This window comes from Brevundimonas sp. (assembly GCF_016742135.1).
Classification (GTDB): Bacteria; Pseudomonadota; Alphaproteobacteria; order Caulobacterales; family Caulobacteraceae; genus Brevundimonas.
In genome coordinates this window covers 62,237-82,342 of sequence record NZ_JACVCG010000004.1, presented here as the reverse complement: position 1 = coordinate 82,342, position 20,106 = coordinate 62,237, and the positions used below count along the sequence as shown (strand labels likewise).

The window sequence follows — 20,106 nt, the reverse complement described above, 5'->3', positions numbered from 1 at the left end:
CCGGACGGAGCGGAAATCCCCACAGGGCGGGCATTTCGGGCGCTTGCCTGATAGCGGATTTCGTCGGAACGTCAACAGGCCGAGGGACACGGCAGCGCGGAAATCCGGGGAGACCCGGGGCTCAAGGCGAACCGGTCCGGCTCTCGGATCCAGGGTAACGGACGATCTCCGGATCGTAACGGACCCCGGACCGGATCAAGGCTTCGAGGCAGGGTTTCGGCCCATACCTCGGGGAACCGGATCGGGATCGGAAGACGGCGCAGGCCAGACCTGCGGTACGCGACCGGACCAGAGCCGCAGGATACAGCCGACCGTCACCGGGGTTCGCCCTGCTGACGCCGAGGCCAGGGTCCCGACCTCAATGGCCAAGTCCAACCCGGACTTGGCGAGGGCGCGAAACGCAACGGTTCGACCGGGCGGTTCGTGCCCTCGCTCAATTCCGGCTCCTTATTCCTCCCCATCGGGGGAGGGGGGACCTCGTAGCGGTGGACGGGCAGCAACTCCAGGCCTTGCCCGAAACCGCCCTTTCCTTCGCGGAAGTCAGGCCCTAAACCTTGGCCATGCGCCGCCCGCCTGTCCGCCTTGCTTGCCCTGATCGTCGAAGCCTGCTGACCGGTGCCGCGGCGCTGGGCCTGTCGGCGACGGCGGCGGCCTGCGGCTCTTCCGAACCCGCCGTGGACGAGAATGGACGCATCCGTCTGCGCCTCGCGGTCGACGAGCCGTCCAGCGCCGAACTGGGTGGCTTCTATCAGGCCCTGGCCACCGGCCTCTACGAAGCGCGCGGCCTGAACGTCCAGCTGATCCGGCCCGGCTTTGGTCAGGACGTGCCCCGTGCCCTGGCCTCGGGCAATGCCGAACTGGGCCTCGCCGCCGACAGTTTCACCCCCCTGCGGCTGGTCGGTGAGGGGGCCCCCGTCAAGGCCGTCGCCGCCTTCTTTCAGAAGTCCCCGCGCGCCCTGATCCGCCCGGCCGAGCCCACCCCCCGTACCGGTCAGGCCGCCCCGCTCGCCCCCGTGTCCGTGCAGGTGGCCGAGGCGGATCGCGACACCCTCTGGCCCTGGCTCAGAGCCCTCCGCCGCCTCAGCGACGCGCAGCTGGCCGACTATGACCTGGAGGCCTTCATCCGGGAGTCCGACACCCTCCTCCTGGGTCATGCGACGCGCGAGCCCCTGATGATTGCCGCTCAGGGCGGAACGCCCCCGACCGTGCGCCTCCTGTACGACGACGGCTATGCCGCCTACGGCGCCCTCGTGCTGGCCCCCAATGCCTTTGCCCGCGACAATGATCAGGCCCTGCGCGCCTTCATCACCGCCTCGGTCGAGGGCTGGACCGCCTATATCGAGGGGGATCCCGACCCGGCCCACGCCCTGATCCGCCGCGCCAATCGCGACATGACGCCGGACCAGCTGGATCAGGCCCGCGAGGTCCTGCGCAGCGCGGCCATCGTCACCGGCGATGCCCCGGCCTCCGCGCCGCTCGGCACCATGTCGGCTGACCGCTGGCGCGCCTTCTACGAGAGCACGTCCGGGGCCGGTGTCTTCCCGCCCGGTCTCGACTGGCGGCAGGCCTTCACCACCGACTATCTGTCGCCGGCCGCAGGTCCCGCCCCGGTCTCCTGAACAGGCCCGCTGCATTAAGTCTGATTGCCCCCGGCCGTTAGCGACGGGTTAAGTCTGGCCCCCTTAACCTTTGGTCGATCCCCCAGTTTCCGGAGGTGGGAATGCGATCCGACCCGTCCACATCGCTGACACCGAGCCGTCTGCTGCTCTGCGCCACGGCGGCGCTGGGGCTGGCGGCATTCGCGATGCCAGCCGTGGCCCAGGACGCCCCCGCCCTCCGCTATCTGGACTGGAACGGCCGGCCCGAGCCCGTGGGCATGGCCCGCGCCACCCCGGGCCCCCGGAGCGGGGCTCCCGCGCTCCGTCCCGCCGCCCCCGTCATCCCCCATGCGGGCAGCCAGTCCATGGCCACCGTCCCGCAATTGCGTCCCGCGACGCCCCTGCTGCCGGGCCGCAGCGTTGACGCCAACGGCAGGCCCGGCCTGACCCCGGCGGATGCCTTCTTCGCGCCGCCGCCGGCTCCGTCCCATCCCCAACCGGCACCGACAGCGGCGGTCCCGGTCCCCGCGCCTGTCCGGACCGTCGCCGCGCCGGTCGAGACACCGCCACCTCCCCCACCGCCGGCCCGCCCCATGCCCGAACCGCAACCGGCCCGCGTTCCGCCTGTGCCGCAGCCTGCGCCGCAGCCGCAACCCGCTCCCGCCCGTCCGGCGGAATGGGCCGATGACCCCATGGCTCCGCGGTCCGATGCCCTGATCTGGTCCGTCGGCCAGCCCCAGGCATCACAGCCCCAGGCCCAGACCCGTGCCCCGGCTCCAACCCCGGCTCCAACCCCGGCTCCGGCCCCGGCTCCGGCCCCCACGCCAGCCCCGGCTCAGGCTCAGACGCGCACAGAGGCCGCCGTCGGAGGCGCCCGCTACTATTCCGTTCACCGCCAGAACGGCCGTCAGCCCGACCGCGCCGTCCTGCCCGAACCGGTCTATCTGGACGCCCTCCCGGTCCAGATGGACCAGATACCGACCTCTCCCAATATGGCCGAACCGCCCGGACCGCCCCAGCTGGTCCGCAATCCCGACGGCACCGTGCGCCGCACCACCGGCGAGTCGGCCAGCAGCGCTGCCTCCCGCCAATGATCCAGCCTGCTCCAGAGACTGCGCCAGACACCGTCGCGGGCTCGCGCCTGCCCGACTTGATCGCCATGGCCCGGGAACCGTCCAGCGAGAAGCGTCGGGCCCTGCTGCGCGAACTGACGGACACCTTCTTCGGAACCGAGACCCACTCCGACACCGAGACCGACCTTTACGGCACCGTTCTCGCCGAGCTGTCGGTCGAGATGGAAACAGCTGTCCGGGCCGAGCTGGCCCGGCGGTTCGCCGACAGCCCCGCCGCCCCCCGCACCCTGATCCGCCGCCTCGCCCATGACGAGGCCGAGGTCGCCACCCCGGTCCTGGCCGCCTCACCCGTGCTGACGGACGCCGACCTGATCGAGGTCGCCCGCACCCGGGGTCAGGACCATCTGCGCGCCGTCTCCAGCCGCAAGGCCGTGTCCGAGGCCGTCTCCGACGCCATCGTCGCCCACGGCGACGACGAGACCCTGCACAGCCTTCTGTCGAATGAAGGTGCCCGCCTGTCGCGTGCGGCCAGCGAGAAGGCCGTCGAACGCGCCCGCGCCAATCCGGCCCTTCATGCCGCCACGGTCGAGCGCAAGGCCCTGCCGCCCGACCTGCTCAATGAGATGTATTTCATCGTCGAGGCCCGGCTGCGCCACACCATTCTCGAGCGCAACGCCCGCATGGACCCTGCCCTGCTGGAAAGCGCGCTCGAGGCCGGTCGCACGCGTCTCGCCACCCAGGACGGAGCCCTGCCCGCCGACTATTCCGAGAGCCTTGCCTATGTCGAGGAACTGCATGCCGCCGGCCAGCTGACGCCCCGGATGCTGGCCCGGTTCCTGCGCTCGGGGGGGCGGACCTGCTTCCTGATCGCGCTCGCCCGACTGGCGGACATCGACTTTCACACGGCCCGCCAGATCATCGAGCGCAAGGATCTGGATGCCTTGGCCGTGGTCTGTCGCTCCGCCGGTCTGGATCGCGCCCTGTTCCTGACCTACGCCGTCGTGCTGCTGAACGACGACGGCGATGCCATGGGCAAGGCCCACGCCTATGCCCGCATGTACCAGGAACTGGCCCCCGACGCCGCCCAGCGCACCCTGCGCTTCTGGCGCATGCGCCGCGAGGCCAGGGCCGCCTGAGCCGGACAGAAAAAGACCCGCCGGATCGCTCGGGCGGGTCGCTTCCCTCAGGCTTTCGCCGGATTACTTCTTGGCGCGGGTCGCGCGGGCCGGTTTGCGGCCGCCCTGCCCCAGACCCATCTGCTTGGCCAGTTCCGAACGGGCCCGCGCATAGTTGGGCGCGACCATCGGATAGTCCTTGGCCAGACCCCATTTGGCACGGTACTCCTCGGGGCTCATGTCGTATTTGGTTCGCAGGTGCCGCTTAAGAGACTTGAACTTGCGACCGTCTTCCAGACAGATCAGATAGTCGGGCGTGATCGATTTGCGGATCGGCACGGCCGGGTCCTTGACTTCGGGTTCCGGCTCGATGCCGTCACCCGACAGCTGCGACAGGGTCGAGTGGATCGACCCGATCAGCGCAGGAACAGCCTCGGGCGGCAGGATATTGTTGCTGACATAGGCGGAAATGATGTCCGCAGTCATTTCAAGCAGTACGGCTTTTTCTTCCATGGGTCGTCCAGACGTTTCCAGGGCGAGGCGAAACATCTTGCGGGAATCGCCCCTGATGTCGGGCTGATAGAACAAGCAGCGTCCCTGTGCAATCGAGATGCCGGATTTTCTGCATTGTCCCTGCAAGTATAGAGGACATCCGGTGCAGATGGGACAGACTTAATGGCCGAAGTCTTGCGCCAAAGCCATCATCGCTGCCCGCTCCGGGATGGAGTATTCATCCAGCCCGTCCGTTTCACCGTCGCGAATGGCCTGCAACAGGGCCGGCGTCATGGCCGAGGTCAACGACCAGTTCCAGTAGCGCAGCACCGTCTGGGCCCGGTCGACCGCCAGCATCTCGAAGGTCACCTGCACCCGCTCCCAGGTCGGATGGACGCGTCCGTCCGGCAGGCTCTCCGGCCGCTTCATCGACCGCCACAGCGCCGTCAGATACTCCCGGTCCAGCCCCGTCGCCTTGCACAGAATGGCCACCGGCTCGCCGCCCGGATCGCCCAGGATCTTGGCCCCGGTCAGCGGCTTGATCCCGGATAGATAGGCAATCTCGGCAACCGAATCCCGGCCCATGCCCTGCCGTGCGATCTCGGTGATGGCGTGTTCCAGACTGTCATAGGGGCTCTTGTCGATCGCCCCGCGATTCCTCTGGCGCCGCTCGATGAACTGCAGCGCCTTGCGCGACACCGGATCCTGCCAGCCTTCGGCGGCGGCCATGGCGAAGATGTCCTCCGACACCTCCTGCATGACCTCGCGCGACACGGCGAACCTTTGCAGAATGGTCCGGCGGTCATGTTCGTTCGACCACCAGAACATCACATACGCGCCCGAGGGCCTCAGCTCCGGACGCCGCAACAGATGCTCGCACAGGCGCGGCTGGACCCGGCTCAGCGCCACCGCCGTCTCGATTCCCGTCTGCGACAGCCGCGCCGTGGTGTTGCGCAGCAAGGTCTCGACCACATCCCCGTGCCCCGCCTCGATCAGGGCCTCCGACACCACTTCGGACACCCCGCGCCGGGCGGCGATGCACCGGTGATGGTCATGGCCCGTGTCCCGCACGCACGACAGCAGGTCCGCATCCGTCAGCCCCGCGCAGCCCTCGATCAGCACCCCGGCAATGGCCGGATCGTCCCGCAGCAGCAACCGCATCAGGCCGTTCGGCAACTCCGCCAGCGGCGCCAGCCGGTGCGCCATCTTCAGCCGGTCCCCGGGCGTCGCCAGCCGCGCCATCTCGACCAGCAGATCGCCGACCACCGACCGCTCAAAGGCATTGATGCGACTGGTCGGCAGCGACACCACATCGGCCAGCCGCCGCAACAGCGCATGCCGCGCCTTCCACGCCGGGGCCGGCCCGGCCTCTGGCGCATCCTCCTGCGAACTGGAAAGCGGCTGGGACATGTCGCGGCGATCCTCGCCCCGTTCGGTTAACCGCCGGTCAAGAGCCCGCGCGCCATCCCTCTTGCACCCCGCGCCACGCTGGGCTTTGAAGACCGGGGGAGCGCACCATGAATGATCGCGGACTGAACCACCTCAGCGAGGACGCCACCGGCTTCGGGCGGGCGGAATGGAACACGCTCCGCGACAGCCTCATCCGCCCGCGTCAGGTTCTCGAAGCCTATATGACAGGCGGCCCCGAAGGCGGCGGAGTCTACGCTCGCCCGCTGAAGCTCTACCTGGCCCTGTGCGGCCTCCTGATGCTGCAGTTGTTCCTGATGGGCGGCACGGCGCTCTGGATGAACATCCTTCCGCCGGAAACGCTGGAGCCCTTCATCGAACAGTCTGGCAAGAGTCGCGACGCTTTTCTGGCTCACGCCGACAACTGGATGTCCTTCGTTCTGGTGCCGATGAATGCGTTGTTTTACGCACTGGTCTCGGCCCCACTGCTGCGCTGGTGGGATCCCGAGAATCTGGGATGGCGCAGGGCCTTTCGCGCGACCTTTCACTACATGAATGTCTGGACCATACCGATCGTGCCCATCGGCTTTCTCGCCTACATGCCCGCGACGGCGTCCTGGATGGCCCTGTTGATGCTGGCCTTGGGCTTTGCCGCCTTCCTGCGCAGCGGCCGGGGACGATGGTATCAAACCACGACAGGGGGCATCCTCAAGGCTGCCGCCATCACGGTCGCCAGCTTTCTCGCAACCATGGTCGCCAACATACCGCTGGTGGCCATCGGTCTGGCGGGCGGGCTTCTCGGCTGAGCCTCACAGCCCCTCGAACAGGGCCGTCGACAGATAGCGTTCGGCAAAGCTGGGGATGATGGTGACGATGGTCTTGCCGGCATTCTCGTCCAGCGCCGCCTGACGGAAGGCCGCCACCAGCGCCGCGCCGGAGCTGATGCCCGCTGTCAGCCCCTCGGTCCGGGCCGCGCGACGAGCCATGTCAAAGGCCTCGTCGTTCGACACCCGCTCGACGGCATCGATAACTTCCCGATCGACGATCGAGGGGATGAAGCCCGCGCCGATGCCCTGGATCTTGTGCGGTCCCGGTTCGCCGCCCGACAGGACGGGCGAGTCGGTCGGCTCGACGGCCACCATCCGCACCGAGGGCTTCTTCGCCTTCAGCACCTGGCCCACGCCCGTGATGGTGCCGCCCGTGCCAACGCCGGCGACCACCATATCTACCGCGCCGGCCGTGTCGGCCCAGATTTCCTCGGCCGTCGAGACGCGGTGGATCTCGGGATTGGCCGGATTGTCGAACTGGGCCGGCGACACCGCCCCCGGTGTGCGCTCCAACAGCTCCTGCGCCTTGGCGATCGCGCCCTTCATTCCCTTCTCGGCCGGGGTCAGCACCAGTTCCGCCCCCAGCAGGGCCAGCATCTTGCGCCGCTCCATCGACATGCTCTCGGGCATGACAAGGATCAGCCGATAGCCCTTGGCCGCCGCCACGAACGCCAGGGCAATGCCGGTATTTCCGCTGGTCGGCTCGATCAGCACGGCACCCGGCGTCAGCTTGCCGGCCTGTTCCAGGCCCTCGATCATCGCCAGACCGATCCGATCCTTGACCGAGCTCAGCGGATTGAAGAACTCCAGCTTGGCCAGCACCCGGGCCTTGGGCTTCAGTTCCGCTGACAGGCGCGGCAACTCCACCAGTGGCGTGTTGCCGATGGTCTCGAGGATCGATCCATAGATCTTGCCCCGACCCGCGCGGGCGTGACGGGACAGGTCGGGCGAGGCAGGCGTGGTACCGGTCATGGGGGAGGTCTCCGGGTGGCTGTCAGCCTCTGAAGATCAGGTCGATCCGCGCGGGCGCAAGGGCCGGAGCCTGGAAAACGCTTCAGAGCCCGTTCCCGAAAATGGAACATTTCGCTTGTTCCCATTTTGGGAACGCGCTACAAGACGCCATGAACGTGGTTGCAAGGAAGACTCTTCAGGCCTTCTGGACCCTGCATCCTCCGGCCAAGGGGCCGCTGGTGGCTTGGTATAATCATGCGAAGGCCGCCGACTGGCGGTCCCCGCAAGACATAAAGAACGACTTTCGAACCGTCGATTTCGTCGGTGACAACAGGGTCATCTTCGACATCGGCGGCAACAACTACCGCCTCGTGGTTCGTGTCTCCTACACCTTCAGGCAAGTTCTGGTGAAGTTCGTCGGCACCCACAGGGACTACGACAAGATCAACCCCGAGACGATTTGAACGGGAGATACCGCGTGACTGACACTCTCCATATTCTTCGTAACGAAGCCGACTATCGCGCGGCCTTGGGGGCTTACGAGGCCTGTTTCGACAAGGAACCGGTGCCCGGTACGCCGGAGGCTGACCGTTTCGAGCTTCTGGGGCTCCTTCTCGCCAGGTATGAGGAGGAGCGCTTCCCCATGCCCACCTCGGATCCTGTAGAGGCCATACGCTTCGCCATGGATCGCCAGGGGCTGCAGCAGTCCGATCTGGCCGAACTTCTCGGCTCCCGGTCCCGGGCGTCGGAAATTCTCAACGGGCGGCGGGAATTGTCCCTTTCGCAGATCCGGCTGCTCGCGAAAGAATGGCGCATCCCCGCCGAGGCACTCCTCGGAGACATGCAACCCGCTTGACGGCCTCTGGCGAGGCACGGGACTGGAAAACCACACGACTCACGACACAGTGTTCGGTGAACCATCCGCAGGCCGGTTAAGCGGCTGTTAACCACGTTAACCGATCCCTGAGAGGCAGTTTCCGGGGCTTTCCTTGCATTCTCTTGTCGCCGCCGTTCAAGCCGTCGATCCCCTTGTCGTTACCGGCAAGGTCGCGGGGGTGAGCGGCCTGCTGATCGAGTCACGCGGCGGCCTGTCACGTCTGGCGGTCGGGGCCCGGGCCGAGATCGAGCGTCACGGCCGCCCGCCCCTGCCCGCCGAGGTGGTCGGCTTTCGCGAGGCCAAGGCTCTCTTGATGCCTTTCGGCCCGGTCGAGGGCGTGGCCCCCGGTGCCGATATCCGCATCGTTGAGGCCGCCGGCGTGGTGCGCCCCACCGCCGCCTGGCTGGGCCGCATCGTCAACGCCTTTGGCGAGCCCATCGACGGCAAGGGCCCGCTGCCCCGGGGACCCCGGGCCTATCCCCTCCGTGCCGCGCCACCGCCGGCCCATACCCGGGGCCGGGTGGGGGAACGCCTCGACACCGGCGTGCGCGCGCTCGACGTCTTTGCCACCACGTGCCGCGGCCAGCGGATGGGCATTTTCGCGGGCTCAGGCGTCGGCAAGTCGGTGCTGCTGTCCATGCTGGCCCGCCGGGCCGAGTGCGACGCCGTCGTCGTCGGCCTGATCGGCGAGCGGGGCCGCGAGGTCCGCGAGTTCATCGAGGAGACCCTGGGGCCCGAGGGTCTGGCCCGCGCCATCGTCGTGGTCGCCACCTCAGACGAGCCCGCCCTGACCCGCCGCCAGGCCGCCTATATGACCCTCGCCTGCGCCGAATATCTGCGCGATCAGGGCCAGCAGGTGCTGTGCCTGATGGACTCGGTCACCCGCTTTGCCATGGCCCAGCGCGAGATCGGCCTTGCCGCCGGTGAGCCGCCGACCACCAAGGGCTATACCCCCACCGTCTTTTCCGAACTGCCCAAGCTGCTGGAACGCGCTGGCCCCGGCCCCGTGCGTGCCGATGGCCGCCCCAGCGGGGCCATCACCGCCCTGTTCACCGTGCTGGTGGATGGCGGCGACCATGATGAGCCGATCGCCGACGCCGTGCGCGGGATCCTCGACGGTCACATCGTCATGGACCGCAAGATCGCCGAGCGCGGCCGCTTCCCCGCCATCGATGTGCTGAAGTCCGTCAGCCGGACCCTGCCCGGCTGCCAGACCCTGCCCGAGCGCGAGCTGAACCGGCGGGCCCGCCAGTGCCTCAGCGCCTATGCCAATATGGAAGAGCTGATCAGGATCGGCGCCTATCGCGCCGGCTCCGACCCGATCACCGACCGCGCCATCGCCCTCAACCCCGCGCTGGAAGGCTTCCTGTCTCAGACACCCGATGATGTGTGCGACATGGCGACGGCCTTTAGTCATCTGGAAAGCATTCTGAACCAAGGTCTCGCAGAGCGAGTGGAGTGACCTCATGACCACCTGGGCCCGGTCCCTGATCCGCATTTCGACCTATGAGGTCGAGACCCTGCAGAAACGTCTGGCCGAGATCGGCGCCCGCCGGGCCTCCGCCGAGATGCGCCTCGCTGTGCTGGACGCCGAGGTCGAGGTCGAGCGCGAGCGCGCCCGGGCCGATGCCGAGGCCGGCATGCTGCTGCAGGCCTATATGGCCGGCTGGAAACACCGCAAATCCACCGTCGAGGCCGACCTTTCCGAGCTCGAGGCCGAGGAAGAGGGCGCCCGCGACGCCCTGACCGGTGCCTTCGAGGAACTCAAGAAGTTCGAGCACGTCGCCGAGCTGTCCCGCCTGGAACGCCTCGCCGCCGCCGAACGTCGCGAGTCGGCAGCTTTCGATGCGCTTGGCCTCAGGCGGCGTGCCTGATTTTCACCTGACCCGCCGGCATCTGCTGGCCAGCCCGCTGGCGCTGGCGGCCTGCGGCAGTGCGCCCTCAACCCCGCCCCTCGGCCCGGTCCGCCCACTCAAGGATCTGACAACCGTGCCCGTCGGCGTGTGCGGCATGTCAGGCCAGTTCGGCGACGCCGGCTGGCGTCGGGTTGTCCTGACCCATTTCTCCCAGTTCACGCCCGAGTGGGAAATGAAGATGGAGGCGATCCTCAGGCCAGACCGCAGCCTCGACTTCACCCTCGCCGACCGCTGCGCCGACTTTGCCACCGACCACGGCCTGCGCCTGCATGGCCATGCCCTGATCTGGTATTCGCAAGGGGCCGAGGCCTTCGCCGGACTGGATCGCAAGACCTTCGCCGCCGACTACGACCGCTATGTCCGCGAGGTCACCGGTCACTACCGGGGCCGCGCGGTCGGCTGGGATGTCGTCAATGAGGCGGTGGCCGAGGACGGCAACGGCCTGCGCACCCACCACTGGTCCGAAACCCTGGGCGAGATCGACCATATCCGCCGGGCCTTTGACGTCGCGCACGACGCCGACCCCCAGGCCGTGCTGTTCCTCAATGACTACAATCTGGAAAACCTGCCGGGAAAGGGCGCGACCTTCCTGAACCTGGTCGAGAAGCTGCTGAGGGCCGGCACGCCGCTGGGCGGCATCGGCAGCCAGTCGCACCTCGACATCGAAATCCCGGAGGGCCAGATCACCGCCTTCATGCGCGACGCGGCAGGCTTCGGCCTGCCCATCCATGTGTCAGAGCTGGATGCCTCGCTCCGCTCCGACCGCCGCGTCGACCTGCGCAGCCCCGCCGAGCGTCAGGCCCAGCAGACCGCCCGCGTCACCGAACTGGCCGAGGCCTTTGCGGCCCTGCCCCCGGCCCAGCAATACGCCTTCACCGTCTGGGGCGCGCGCGATACCGACAGCTGGCTGCGGCGCGACGACCGCGATGACGGCCGCGACAGTCCGCTGCTGTTCGACGCCTCGGGCATGGCCACGCCCCTCTATGACGCGGTCGCCGGCCCTCTGGGATCAGCGCGCCTCGGCCAGTAGCTCGAACGTGCCTTCCAGTCCGCTCTCGGCGTTCGGGCCGATCCAGACGGTGAACCGCCCCGGCTCGACCGTCCACGTCAGTTCACGCCCGACGAACATCAGGTCCCGCCGCGTCAGGGTGAAGCGTACCCGGGCGCTCTGGCCGGGCTCCAGCCGCACGCGCTGAAAGCCCTTCAGCTGCCGGATCGGCCGGGTCACGCTGGCCGCGCGGTCGTGGATGTACAGCTGCGCCAGTTCCTCGGCGACGCGCTCGCCCCGGTTGGTAATTGTGGCCGACACCTCCAGCGCGCCGTCCCAGGCCAGCCGCCCGTCGCCCACGTCCAGCCCCTCATAGACCGGATCGCCATAGGTCAGGCCGTGCCCGAACGGCCAGGCCGCCGTGTTCAGCGTCTCCCGATAGCGGGCCTTGAACTCCTCGCCATGCTCCAGCGACAGCGGCGGACGCCCCGTGACCTTGCGATCATAGTGGAACGGCGACTGGCCCGTATGGTGGGGAAAGCTGACCGGCAGGCGACCGCTCGGCTCGTGCGCTCCGAACAGCACATCGGCGAGCGCATGGCCCGTCTCGACTCCCAGGAACCAGCCGACCACCAGCCCCGAGGCTTGTTTCGCGGTCTCGTCCAGAACCAGCGCCCGCCCGCATTTCAGCACCAGCACTACCGGCTTGCCGACCGCCGTCACCGCCGCAATCAGGTCGCGCTGCGGCTCGGGGATGCTGATGTCGACGCGCGACTGGGCCTCGCCCGACATGCGCTCGCCCTCGCCAACCACCATGACGACCACATCGGCGTCCCGCGCCGCGTCGACCGCCGCCTCGATCCCGCCCTCAAGCGGCGCCTCGGCCTCGCAGCCCCGCACGACCGTCAGTCGCGCCGGATCGTCCATCGCCACGCGGAAGCCCTCATCGACCGGCACCGCATAGGCCGGATCGCCAAACAGCACCCACGGCCCGTTCAGGTGCTCACGCCCCCCGGCGAACGGCCCGATCAGGGCAATCCGGTCCGAACGGTTGAGCGGCAGCACCCCACCCTCATTCTTCAGCAGCACGATCGACCGGCGCCCGGCCTCGCGCGCCAGGCCCCGATGCCGGGGCTCATCGTTCGCCTCGACCCGTTCCGGGGCCAGCCGCCCATAGGGATCGTCGAACAGGCCCAGTTGCGCCTTCAGCCCCAGCACCCGACGCACCGCCGCATCGACATCGGCCTCGGCAATCGCCCCCGACCGCACCAGATCGGGCAGGTGATGGGCATAAAGGTTGCTGCTCATGCTCATGTCGACGCCGCCCTGAAAGGCCAGCCGCGCCGCATCCCGCTCGTCCTCGGCCAGGCCGTGGGCGATCAGCTCGAAGTCGCCGGTGTAGTCCGAGACGACAAACCCCTCGAACCCCCATTCCCCGCGCAGCACGTCTTTCATCAGCCAGGAATTGGCATGGGCCGGCACCCCCGCCACGTCATTGAAGGCCGCCATGGTCGACAGGGCGCCCGCGTCGAAGGCCGCCTGAAACGGCGGGAAGTGGATTTCCCTCAGCGTCCGCTCGGACACGTCGACACTGTTGTAATCCAGCCCCCCGGCCCCGGCACCATAGCCCGCCAGATGCTTGGGCGTCGCCAGCATGGCTCCGGCGTCGGACAGACCGGCCTCGCCCTGGAAGCCCTCGACCCGGGCAACCGCGAGGGTGCAGCCCAGCAGCACATCCTCGCCGCCGCCCTCGACCCCCCGGCCCCAGCGGGCATCGCGCGAAATGTCGACCATGGGCGCGAAATTCCAGGCCAGCCCCACGGCCGTGGCCTCTTCCGCCGCCGCGCGCGCCGTCCGCCTGGCCAGATCGGCGTCAAAGGCGGCCGCCTCGGCCAGCGGCACCGGAAAGATGGTGCGGAAGCCGTGGATCACATCGGCCGCGAACAGCAGGGGAATGCCCAGCCGTGACTCCTCGACCGCCACCCTTTGCATGCGCCGGTGCCAGTCGGCCGAGTCCCCGTTGAACACGGCCCCCAGACGCCCCTCGCGCACGGCCTGGGCCTGTTCCTCAATCGAACCAGGCACGGCGGCCGGATTGGCGGCATTGGCCGGCGCGGGGGCCAGCGCCGCCGGCATGATGGTCAGCTGCCCGGCCTTTTCTTCCGGCGTCATGGCCGCGATCAGCGCCTCGATCCGCCCGGACGTCGTCGTCGCGCGGCCCGTCCCGTCAGGCCGCGCAGCCTCACCGGACAGGCGGGCTTCGGACGGTTTGGGCGCGGGGGAAGGCATCAGTCGGGCATCTCGCGTGTAATCGGTTACACCGTCATAGCCGAGACGGTCGCACACTCAAACCTTCCGGGCCACCCGCCCTGGGGAAAAGCAGACCCGCGCGGCGTCGGGACGACCACATCGCCCATGCAAAAACGCCCGCCGGTGTCCCGACGGGCGTCTTGATGGCGTTATGATCGATCCCGATCAGGCGGCGGCGCTGACCGAGCCGGTGCCTTCCTGCGGGTCGCGCAGCACATAGCCACGGCCCCAGACGGTTTCGATATAGTGCTTGCCGTTGGCCGCCGTCGCCAGCTTCTTGCGCAGCTTGCAGATAAAGACGTCGATGATCTTCAGCTCGGGCTCGTCCATGCCGCCGTACAGGTGGTTCAGGAACATTTCCTTGGTGAGCGTCGTGCCCTTGCGGAGCGAGAGCAGCTCCAGCATCTGATATTCCTTGCCGGTCAGGTGCACGCGGTGCCCGTCGACCTCGACCGTCTTGGCATCCAGGTTCACGGCGATCTCGCCGGTGTGGATGATGGCCTGGGCATGCCCCTTTGAGCGACGCACCACGGCGTGCACGCGGGCGACCAGTTCGTCCTTGTGGAAGGGCTTGGTCATATAGTCGTCGGCGCCGCCGCCGAACGTCTTGACCTTGGTCTCGATCTCGCTGGTTCCCGACAGGATCATGACCGGCGTATTGACCTTGCCGACGCGCAGCTGACGCAGCACCTCAATGCCGTTCATGTCGGGCAGGTTCAGGTCCAGAAGGATCAGGTCGTAGTCATAGATCTTGCCCAGATCGATGCCTTCCTCACCCAGATCGGTGGTGTAGACATTGAACCCCTCAGACTTGAGCATAAGCTCAATGCTCTGGGCTGTTGCGTGATCGTCTTCAATCAACAGGACGCGCATATGTGCCCCTCCGCGGCAAAGCTTGACTATGGCCCTGTCGCTGCACGCACAGGTAACCTTGTTCCCACGTTAACGGTTCAAAACCTTAAGAACAGTTAACGCCACTCCATTGAGGCGAATCGTAGGCTGATTTGCGAATCGCCGTCGAGAGTCCCTGAGTCAAGACGACGATATTTCTTTGCCGGCGCGATCAGAACGCCTGCTGCCGGGCCCTGTCGGCGGCCAGCCGGATGGCTCCGGGTCGCCAATCGCGCAACAGCCGATCCCCGTCCTCATCGACCCCTACGTCCCATTCTGACGTTTAATAGGTATTAATTCCTATATCGACCGGGGCGCGGCCTCATCCTGCCGGTCTGTTCCCTGAGAGAAAGGATTTGCCATGACCCGCACCTACCGCGTTCCCGTGACGGAGGCCGACCGCATTCGCGCGGGACTGGCCCTCCACCTGATCGCCGCCTGCACCGGCGTCAGCGCCGAACAGATGGCCAGCTCCGATCGCCTGCCGCCTCCGGCCTGCCGGGCCCGCTGGCTGGCCTTCTATCTGGCTCACGTCGCCTATGGCTGGCCGCTGGAACGGGTCGGCCATGCTTACGGCGTCAACCGCGCCACCGTGGCCGGGGCCTGCCGCTGGGCCGAGGACGCGCGCGACCGCCCGGCCCTGGATGCCCTGCTGGACCGGCTCGAAGACTTCACCCGCACCCTGCTGGGCGACGCCCCGGTGGTCCTGCCGCGATGAGCCTTCGCACCGACCGCGCCCGCCGCCTGCTGCTCGACAAGGGCGGCTGGATCGAAGCCACCACGCCGGGGGTCTATGTCCTGCGTATCCTGCCCGACCGCCGCGCCCGGGTGGTTCTGCGGCTGGACGAGGCCGAGTTCACCGCTCTGGCCCGTGACCCGGGTCTGGCGATGCGAAAGGGGGGCGGCTTTCAGGCCCGCCGGGCTGCGGGGGCTGACCGCCCGGGTCAGGCTGGCGGAGCTCCCGGCCGCATCGACGCCATCGAAACCCGCACCCTGCCCGATGGCACCACCCTGCCGGTGCGGGTCAATCTGGGCGACAGCGCCATCGCCTGGCTGGCCCGGCGCAAGGATGCCGCCGGGCGTCCCTGGCTGACGCCCCTGGAGGTCGCAGCCGGACTGCGCCTGACCCGCGATGCCGAACTGGCCATGAAGGGCCCGTCCCTGACCCAGAGGTGGGACGCCCTGCCCCGCTCGGGGGCGGGTACGGCCGCCCGGGTCGAGCCGGGCGAGGCCGCGCTGGCTGCCGGTCGCCGCGTGGCCCGGGCGCTCGAGGCCGCCGGCCCGCGCCTCGCCGCCATGCTCGAGGCCGTGTGCATCCGGGGTTCGGCCCTTCAAGCCGCCGAGGGCCAGCTGGGCCTGCGCCGCCGCCAGGGCAAGACCGTCCTCAAACACGCCTTGCAGGCGCTGGCGGAGCACTATGGAACCGGGTGAGCCGCATGATGCCATTTCAGACGGTTCAGACGGTTCAGACGGTAGTTTTTCACTGTCTGAATTGGCCGGACAGTCCAAACCCGCCTCAGCCAGCCGGGGCCAGCGCGGCCTCGCGGATCCGGCCGACCATCTGGTTCAGCCCATTGGCGCGCTGGCGGGTCAGGGCCTGCGGCAGGCCCAGGGAGTCGAGCGCCGCCCGGGCGTCAAAGCCCAGAATTTCGTCCCGCGTCCGCCCGGAATAGAGGCCCAGCAACAGGGCGATATTGCCCTTGGAGATGGCGCTGTCGGAATCCGCCCGGAACCACAGCCGATCGTCGGCGTCCTCGACCGCCAGCCACACCCGGGCGGCGCAGCCCGGCACCAGATTGGCGTCGAGGCGGTCCGCCTCCGGCAGGGGCTCCAGCCCCTGGCCCAGTTCGATCACATAGGCCAGGCGCTCCTCCCAATCGCCCAGAAGGTCGAAGGACTCCTGCAACCCGGCCAGGGCTTCGTCCAGGGTCTCGGCGGGGGGGGTGCGCGTCGCGGCCATGCTGCCTCGAATAGGCATGACGACCGCCCGGGGCAATGCGACACCCCGGCGTTAATCGTTAACGGCCCGTCGCTCCCCAGTTTTCTGCGCCCGTCCCCTGTCGGCCAATCCCCTGACACGGGAGCGGCCTCGCAGGGAATCGCCCCGACCAGTAGGTTGGAAGCCCCAGCCTGTGACCACCGCCCCGTTTACCCAGTCGGAACCCTCTTGCCGCCTCCCGCCCCTCCCGTCCGGAACGGTCGCCATCCCGGCGATCTGCCCGCCCTGACCGCCTCGCACGCGGCCTGGGCGGTGGTGACGGCATTGGCGGCGCTGGCCCTGCGCGTGATCGAGCCGGGGCCAGGGCTCAGCGGACCCGCCTTCTTCGGCATGCTGGCCATGGCGGTTCCGGGTCTGGCCGGTCTGACCCTGCTGTGGCGGGACGGTGCCCGGGCCCGCCTCGGTGTGCTGGGCATCTGGTCGCTGGCCGCCGCGGTGACCGCTCTCCTCTCTGGCGGCGTGGGCGGCAGCCTGTCGGGCTATCTGCTGATGCCGGTCGTGGCGGGCCTTTTGCTGGGCGGCGGACGGCCGGGGGGGCTGAAGCTGGCCCTGCTGGGCACGGGCGCCTCGGCCCTCTCGGCCCTGATCGGCATGGGCGCGGTCCTTGTCGGCGACGCAGCGGCGATCACCCTGCCCTTTACAGCGGCCTTCTCGGCCGTGTCGGCGGCGGCGGCCACCGCCGTCGCCCTGCAACTGGCCTGGAGCCGACGCGAGCATGATCTGAGTGAGGCCCTGACCTCGGTCGCCCGGGTCGAAACCGTGCTGTCGGCCCAGCCCGGCCTGACCCTTGTTCTCGACGGCACCGGGCGGGTGCTGGCGGCCTACGGCGTCCCGCCCCAGCCCCTGCCGGTTGCCCCCCTGCTGGACGAAGGGCTGATGGCGGCCGTCCATGCGCCGGATCGCCAGATTCTGATGGCCGCACTCAATCGCGCGGGGGCGGGCGGCGAGGCCCAGATCCGCTTCACCCCGCGCAAGGCCCTGGATCGCCGCATCGCCCTTCTGGTCCGGCGCATGGACAATCCGGACGGCGAACCGCGCCTGATCGCCCAGGCCTTCGACGCTACCGATGCCTATGTCCGCGAGGTCGCCCTGGACACCGCCCGCGCCGAGGCCGAGGCCACCAGCCGCTCCAAGTCGCGCTTCCTCGCGACCATGAGCCACGAGCTGCGCACGCCCCTGAACGCCGTGCTGGGCTTTGCCGACATCATGCGCCAGAGCCTGTTCGGCCCCCTGCCGGATCGCTATGCCGACTATGCCGAGTCGATCCATTCGGCGGGCGGTCACCTGCTGGACCTGATCAATGACGTGCTCGACGTCTCCAAGATCGAGGCGGAACGCTATCAACTCAGCATCGAGCGGTTCGATGCGCGCGAGGTCCTGTCCGACGCCCTGGCCCTGGTGCGGCCCCAGGCCGATGAGTCCGGCGTCAATCTGTCGACCGTCCTGCCGTCCGAGCCCGTGACGGTCGAGGCCGACCGCCGCGCCCTCAAGCAGATCGCCCTCAACCTGCTGTCAAACGCGGTCAAATTCACCCCGGCCCAGGGCTCGGTCACGGTGACGGTCGAGGGCATCGGCCCCTATCTGGAGCTGATCGTCTCGGACACGGGAACCGGCATCGCGCCGGAAGATCTGAAGCGGCTCGGCAGGCCCTTCGAACAGGCCGGGGGCGAGGCCCAGCGCGCCCAGGGCACGGGGCTTGGCCTGTCGCTCGCCCGCGCCCTCAGCGAGCTGCACGGCGGGCGGCTGTCGATCGAGAGCACTCTCGGCGAAGGCACCGCCGTGACTGTGCGCCTGCCGGTCCACAAGCATCAGGTGGGTCCCGGCGAGCATCCGGGTGCCGAGATCATTACCTTCCCGCCGGCGGCCTCTGATACCTAGAGCGTGCCCATCTGCAGGAAGGCCCGGCCCGCCGAGACATCGCCGACCTCAAAGGCCGCCCGCGCCACACTGCCGTCGCGGAACAGGAATTCGACCCAGAATCCTTCGCGCGGATCCAGCCCCTCCAGCTGGCTGCCCAGGCTGGCGGGGAAGGTCCAGACCTCGCCGGCCCGGCGATCCGCAGCCAGCAGCATCCGCGTCGCCGGTGCCTGGGACATGGCCATCACCGCCCGGCGCGAGGGCGCGGGCGGCATCGCCCCGGCACGTCCCAGCCAGGGGCGCGCCATGACGCCCGTGTCCCGCATCACGACGCGGGCCGCATAGGGCCGCGGGGCCCCGACGAAGGACACCACCACCTTCATCTCGCCCCGGGCCGAGGTCTGGCCGAACCGCACCGGCGAGGCCCCGGTGTGCGACGCCTGGCTGAGTGCCCAGGTCTCCTGTGAATAGGCCCGCCGGTCCGCCAGCCAGGGCTGCTTCAGCCCGGGAAAGCTCAGTGAGGGAATGCGCCGCCAGCCGTCAAAGGCGGTCTCGACCCGGCCCGCCACCATGGCCAGTTCGGGGTCGTCGCAGGCGACTGCGGCCGCCCTCGCCTGCGCCCTTCGCGCCGTGGCGTTGACCTCGGCCGTCTCGGTTCCCGCCCGCAGCGCCGCGCTGCGCGCCTGCCGCGTGGATACCGTCAGAGCCGCGCCCAGATCGGCGCTGAACAGGCCGCACCGTTCATGCGCCGCCAGCACAAAGCTGCGTTCATAGAAGGGCACCGATCCTGCGGCCACCACAGGACCGGCGGCAGTCAGCAAGGCGACCGCCATGGCCATGGCAGACCCTGCACGACCAATCTGTGCTTTCCTCGACATGGGCGGCAGCCTAAGGCTCAGACCTTCCAGCCGGGTTTCAAAGCAGGGTTATCGAATTGCTTCTCGCCACCGATGTCTGGGTCGGGGCCCTGATCCGACGGGCCCAGTCGGGCGGGGCCTTCGCCACGGTTGCGCGCAAGGGCGACGAACGCGCGGGTGCCGTTCTGGTCAAGGTCTATGACAGCGCCAACCGCACCGCCCGCCTCTATTCCGAGGCGACCGGACCGGACGGCCAGCCCCTGTGGATGCGCCCCCTCGACACCGAAGTCGAGTCCGAGATCGACGCCTATATAGAGCGACAGGCCCGCTTCGACGGCGACCTCTGGGTGGTCGAGATCGAGGACCGCGAGGGCCGTCACTTCCTCACCGAGAAGGTCGCCTGACCGCGTTAGGCTGGTCGTAAATGCTTAACCGCGTTCGGGAACGGAACCTCAAACGCTGCCCGCTAGGGTGATCACAACGGGGCGATCATGACCCTGGTGATGGTGGGTGTGCCTATGCTGTTCCTTCTCAACGACGTTGTCTTCGATCTGGACGAGGCCTCGCCGGTCACGCCCGCCGACGCGCGCCGGTTCGAGAAGCTGGGCTTTGACTATCTGCTGGAGCTGGGGTGCGAACTGTTTGCCGAAGACCCGTTGCTGCATCGCAACGACCCGGCCCGGGCACGCCGTCTGGCCTGGCTGATCCACGACCGGGGTCCGGATATCACCGCCGCCCTGTTCGCTGCCCCTGCCGTCGGCTGTGACCCGGCGCTGGTCGAGCCGCAATTCTGCGCCCTGCCGGACGAGGTCCTCTCCCAGCTCCATGCCCGCGCCCGGGGCGGAAAGCCCGACGCCGCGGCCGTGGATCGCGCCGTCTGGGGCCGCCTCGCAGCCTGAGACGTAAACACCCAAGCTTGCCTCCCCCCTGTTTTCCCCTTTAGCCTGA

General features: G+C 68.7%; 21 protein-coding genes. 14 read left to right on the top strand and 7 right to left on the bottom strand.

All coding sequences use genetic code 11. The features are described 5' to 3' along the window. Positions 1-560: 560 nt before the first annotated feature. The 3 genes from IBJ06_RS09395 to IBJ06_RS09385 all read left to right on the top strand — a co-directional run bounded on the left by IBJ06_RS09395 (position 561) and on the right by IBJ06_RS09385 (position 3,807). Positions 561-1,619: an ABC transporter substrate-binding protein gene (locus IBJ06_RS09395; RefSeq protein ID WP_292159594.1), complete on the top strand. Its 1,059-nt coding sequence runs from the start codon at positions 561-563 to the stop codon at positions 1,617-1,619. 101 nt (positions 1,620-1,720) lie between these two features. After that, positions 1,721-2,692, top strand: a complete 972-nt coding sequence (locus IBJ06_RS09390) for a hypothetical protein (protein ID WP_292159592.1) — start codon at positions 1,721-1,723, stop codon at positions 2,690-2,692. After that, on the top strand, positions 2,689-3,807 hold the full coding sequence (locus tag IBJ06_RS09385; RefSeq protein ID WP_292159590.1) for a DUF2336 domain-containing protein: 1,119 nt from the start codon (positions 2,689-2,691) through the stop codon (positions 3,805-3,807). Before IBJ06_RS09390 ends, IBJ06_RS09385 begins: the two co-directional genes overlap by 4 nt. A 63-nt stretch (positions 3,808-3,870) precedes the next feature. Here the strand turns inward: IBJ06_RS09385 and IBJ06_RS09380 are convergent, their stop codons facing one another. Both IBJ06_RS09380 and IBJ06_RS09375 read right to left on the bottom strand, forming a co-directional pair. Next, positions 3,871-4,299 (bottom strand): MucR family transcriptional regulator, encoded by a 429-nt coding sequence (locus IBJ06_RS09380; RefSeq protein WP_292159588.1) that lies wholly within the window; start codon positions 4,297-4,299, stop codon positions 3,871-3,873. A 159-nt stretch (positions 4,300-4,458) separates the two neighbouring features. Next, positions 4,459-5,688: a DUF2336 domain-containing protein gene (locus IBJ06_RS09375; RefSeq protein ID WP_292159586.1), complete on the bottom strand. Its 1,230-nt coding sequence runs from the start codon at positions 5,686-5,688 to the stop codon at positions 4,459-4,461. 107 nt (positions 5,689-5,795) lie between these two features. Here IBJ06_RS09375 and IBJ06_RS09370 point away from each other — a divergent pair, with 107 nt between their 5' ends. Then, positions 5,796-6,491: a hypothetical protein gene (locus tag IBJ06_RS09370; protein WP_292159584.1), complete on the top strand. Its 696-nt coding sequence runs from the start codon at positions 5,796-5,798 to the stop codon at positions 6,489-6,491. Between the two features lie 3 nt (positions 6,492-6,494). On the opposite strand, the gene cysK is transcribed toward IBJ06_RS09370, so the two are convergent. Continuing rightward, on the bottom strand, positions 6,495-7,484 hold the full coding sequence (gene cysK, locus IBJ06_RS09365; RefSeq protein WP_292159581.1) for a cysteine synthase A: 990 nt from the start codon (positions 7,482-7,484) through the stop codon (positions 6,495-6,497). Between the two features lie 149 nt (positions 7,485-7,633). On the opposite strand from cysK, the gene IBJ06_RS09360 reads away from it, so the two are divergent. The 5 genes from IBJ06_RS09360 to IBJ06_RS09340 all read left to right on the top strand — a co-directional run bounded on the left by IBJ06_RS09360 (position 7,634) and on the right by IBJ06_RS09340 (position 11,286). Further along, positions 7,634-7,927, top strand: a complete 294-nt coding sequence (locus tag IBJ06_RS09360; RefSeq protein WP_292159579.1) for a type II toxin-antitoxin system HigB family toxin — start codon at positions 7,634-7,636, stop codon at positions 7,925-7,927. 14 nt (positions 7,928-7,941) lie between these two features. Continuing rightward, positions 7,942-8,319: a helix-turn-helix domain-containing protein gene (locus IBJ06_RS09355; RefSeq protein ID WP_292159576.1), complete on the top strand. Its 378-nt coding sequence runs from the start codon at positions 7,942-7,944 to the stop codon at positions 8,317-8,319. Positions 8,320-8,452: 133 nt separating this feature from the next. Further along, on the top strand, positions 8,453-9,802 hold the full coding sequence (fliI, locus tag IBJ06_RS09350; protein ID WP_292159574.1) for a flagellar protein export ATPase FliI: 1,350 nt from the start codon (positions 8,453-8,455) through the stop codon (positions 9,800-9,802). 4 nt (positions 9,803-9,806) lie between these two features. Then, positions 9,807-10,214, top strand: a complete 408-nt coding sequence (locus IBJ06_RS09345) for a flagellar export protein FliJ (RefSeq protein WP_292159572.1) — start codon at positions 9,807-9,809, stop codon at positions 10,212-10,214. Then, positions 10,186-11,286, top strand: a complete 1,101-nt coding sequence (locus tag IBJ06_RS09340; RefSeq protein WP_292159569.1) for an endo-1,4-beta-xylanase — start codon at positions 10,186-10,188, stop codon at positions 11,284-11,286. Before IBJ06_RS09345 ends, IBJ06_RS09340 begins: the two co-directional genes overlap by 29 nt. Here the strand turns inward: IBJ06_RS09340 and bglX are convergent. Both bglX and ctrA read right to left on the bottom strand, forming a co-directional pair. After that, positions 11,266-13,533 (bottom strand): beta-glucosidase BglX, encoded by a 2,268-nt coding sequence (bglX, locus tag IBJ06_RS09335; protein WP_292159568.1) that lies wholly within the window; start codon positions 13,531-13,533, stop codon positions 11,266-11,268. The genes IBJ06_RS09340 and bglX overlap by 21 nt on opposite strands. A 186-nt stretch (positions 13,534-13,719) precedes the next feature. After that, positions 13,720-14,427, bottom strand: a complete 708-nt coding sequence (gene ctrA / locus IBJ06_RS09330) for a response regulator transcription factor CtrA (protein ID WP_123286084.1) — start codon at positions 14,425-14,427, stop codon at positions 13,720-13,722. Between the two features lie 379 nt (positions 14,428-14,806). On the opposite strand from ctrA, the gene IBJ06_RS09325 reads away from it, so the two are divergent. Together IBJ06_RS09325 and IBJ06_RS09320 are read left to right on the top strand one after the other, a co-directional pair. Beyond that, on the top strand, positions 14,807-15,163 hold the full coding sequence (locus tag IBJ06_RS09325) for a chromosomal replication initiator DnaA (protein WP_292159564.1): 357 nt from the start codon (positions 14,807-14,809) through the stop codon (positions 15,161-15,163). Beyond that, positions 15,160-15,876 (top strand): DUF6456 domain-containing protein, encoded by a 717-nt coding sequence (locus IBJ06_RS09320; RefSeq protein ID WP_292159562.1) that lies wholly within the window; start codon positions 15,160-15,162, stop codon positions 15,874-15,876. Before IBJ06_RS09325 ends, IBJ06_RS09320 begins: the two co-directional genes overlap by 4 nt. A gap of 85 nt (positions 15,877-15,961) precedes the next feature. Here the strand turns inward: IBJ06_RS09320 and IBJ06_RS09315 are convergent, their stop codons facing one another. Further along, positions 15,962-16,405 (bottom strand): SufE family protein, encoded by a 444-nt coding sequence (locus IBJ06_RS09315; RefSeq protein WP_292159560.1) that lies wholly within the window; start codon positions 16,403-16,405, stop codon positions 15,962-15,964. A 207-nt stretch (positions 16,406-16,612) separates the two neighbouring features. On the opposite strand from IBJ06_RS09315, the gene IBJ06_RS09310 reads away from it, so the two are divergent. Continuing rightward, the gene (locus IBJ06_RS09310; protein WP_292159558.1) at positions 16,613-18,322 is read left to right on the top strand and encodes a HAMP domain-containing sensor histidine kinase; all 1,710 of its coding nucleotides are present in this window, start codon (positions 16,613-16,615) and stop codon (positions 18,320-18,322) included. Here the strand turns inward: IBJ06_RS09310 and IBJ06_RS09305 are convergent. After that, positions 18,319-19,140, bottom strand: coding sequence for a hypothetical protein (locus IBJ06_RS09305; protein ID WP_292159557.1), 822 nt, complete (start codon positions 19,138-19,140; stop codon positions 18,319-18,321). The genes IBJ06_RS09310 and IBJ06_RS09305 overlap by 4 nt on opposite strands. A 95-nt stretch (positions 19,141-19,235) precedes the next feature. Here IBJ06_RS09305 and IBJ06_RS09300 point away from each other — a divergent pair, with 95 nt between their 5' ends. Both IBJ06_RS09300 and IBJ06_RS09295 read left to right on the top strand, forming a co-directional pair. Beyond that, positions 19,236-19,562: a DUF1491 family protein gene (locus tag IBJ06_RS09300; protein ID WP_292159555.1), complete on the top strand. Its 327-nt coding sequence runs from the start codon at positions 19,236-19,238 to the stop codon at positions 19,560-19,562. 87 nt (positions 19,563-19,649) lie between these two features. Beyond that, positions 19,650-20,057, top strand: coding sequence for a hypothetical protein (locus IBJ06_RS09295; RefSeq protein WP_292159553.1), 408 nt, complete (start codon positions 19,650-19,652; stop codon positions 20,055-20,057). Positions 20,058-20,106: the final 49 nt, after the last annotated feature.

Excerpts from the sequence above, each read along its gene's own strand:
- cysK (WP_292159581.1), bottom strand. The coding sequence starts at position 7,484 with ATGACCGGTACCACGCCTGCCTCGCCCGACCTGTCCCGTCACGCCCGC.
- IBJ06_RS09295 (WP_292159553.1), top strand. The coding sequence starts at position 19,650 with ATGACCCTGGTGATGGTGGGTGTGCCTATGCTGTTCCTTCTCAACGAC.
- IBJ06_RS09320 (WP_292159562.1), top strand. The coding sequence starts at position 15,160 with ATGAGCCTTCGCACCGACCGCGCCCGCCGCCTGCTGCTCGACAAGGGC.
- IBJ06_RS09370 (WP_292159584.1), top strand. The coding sequence starts at position 5,796 with ATGAATGATCGCGGACTGAACCACCTCAGCGAGGACGCCACCGGCTTC.
- bglX (WP_292159568.1), bottom strand. The coding sequence starts at position 13,533 with ATGCCTTCCCCCGCGCCCAAACCGTCCGAAGCCCGCCTGTCCGGTGAG.
- IBJ06_RS09390 (WP_292159592.1), top strand. The coding sequence starts at position 1,721 with ATGCGATCCGACCCGTCCACATCGCTGACACCGAGCCGTCTGCTGCTC.
- IBJ06_RS09385 (WP_292159590.1), top strand. The coding sequence starts at position 2,689 with ATGATCCAGCCTGCTCCAGAGACTGCGCCAGACACCGTCGCGGGCTCG.
- IBJ06_RS09360 (WP_292159579.1), top strand. The coding sequence starts at position 7,634 with ATGAACGTGGTTGCAAGGAAGACTCTTCAGGCCTTCTGGACCCTGCAT.
- IBJ06_RS09315 (WP_292159560.1), bottom strand. The coding sequence starts at position 16,405 with ATGGCCGCGACGCGCACCCCCCCCGCCGAGACCCTGGACGAAGCCCTG.
- IBJ06_RS09375 (WP_292159586.1), bottom strand. The coding sequence starts at position 5,688 with ATGTCCCAGCCGCTTTCCAGTTCGCAGGAGGATGCGCCAGAGGCCGGG.
- IBJ06_RS09395 (WP_292159594.1), top strand. The coding sequence starts at position 561 with ATGCGCCGCCCGCCTGTCCGCCTTGCTTGCCCTGATCGTCGAAGCCTG.
- IBJ06_RS09305 (WP_292159557.1), bottom strand. The coding sequence starts at position 19,140 with ATGGCCATGGCGGTCGCCTTGCTGACTGCCGCCGGTCCTGTGGTGGCC.
- IBJ06_RS09340 (WP_292159569.1), top strand. The coding sequence starts at position 10,186 with ATGCGCTTGGCCTCAGGCGGCGTGCCTGATTTTCACCTGACCCGCCGG.
- IBJ06_RS09325 (WP_292159564.1), top strand. The coding sequence starts at position 14,807 with ATGACCCGCACCTACCGCGTTCCCGTGACGGAGGCCGACCGCATTCGC.
- IBJ06_RS09380 (WP_292159588.1), bottom strand. The coding sequence starts at position 4,299 with ATGGAAGAAAAAGCCGTACTGCTTGAAATGACTGCGGACATCATTTCC.
- ctrA (WP_123286084.1), bottom strand. The coding sequence starts at position 14,427 with ATGCGCGTCCTGTTGATTGAAGACGATCACGCAACAGCCCAGAGCATT.
- IBJ06_RS09345 (WP_292159572.1), top strand. The coding sequence starts at position 9,807 with ATGACCACCTGGGCCCGGTCCCTGATCCGCATTTCGACCTATGAGGTC.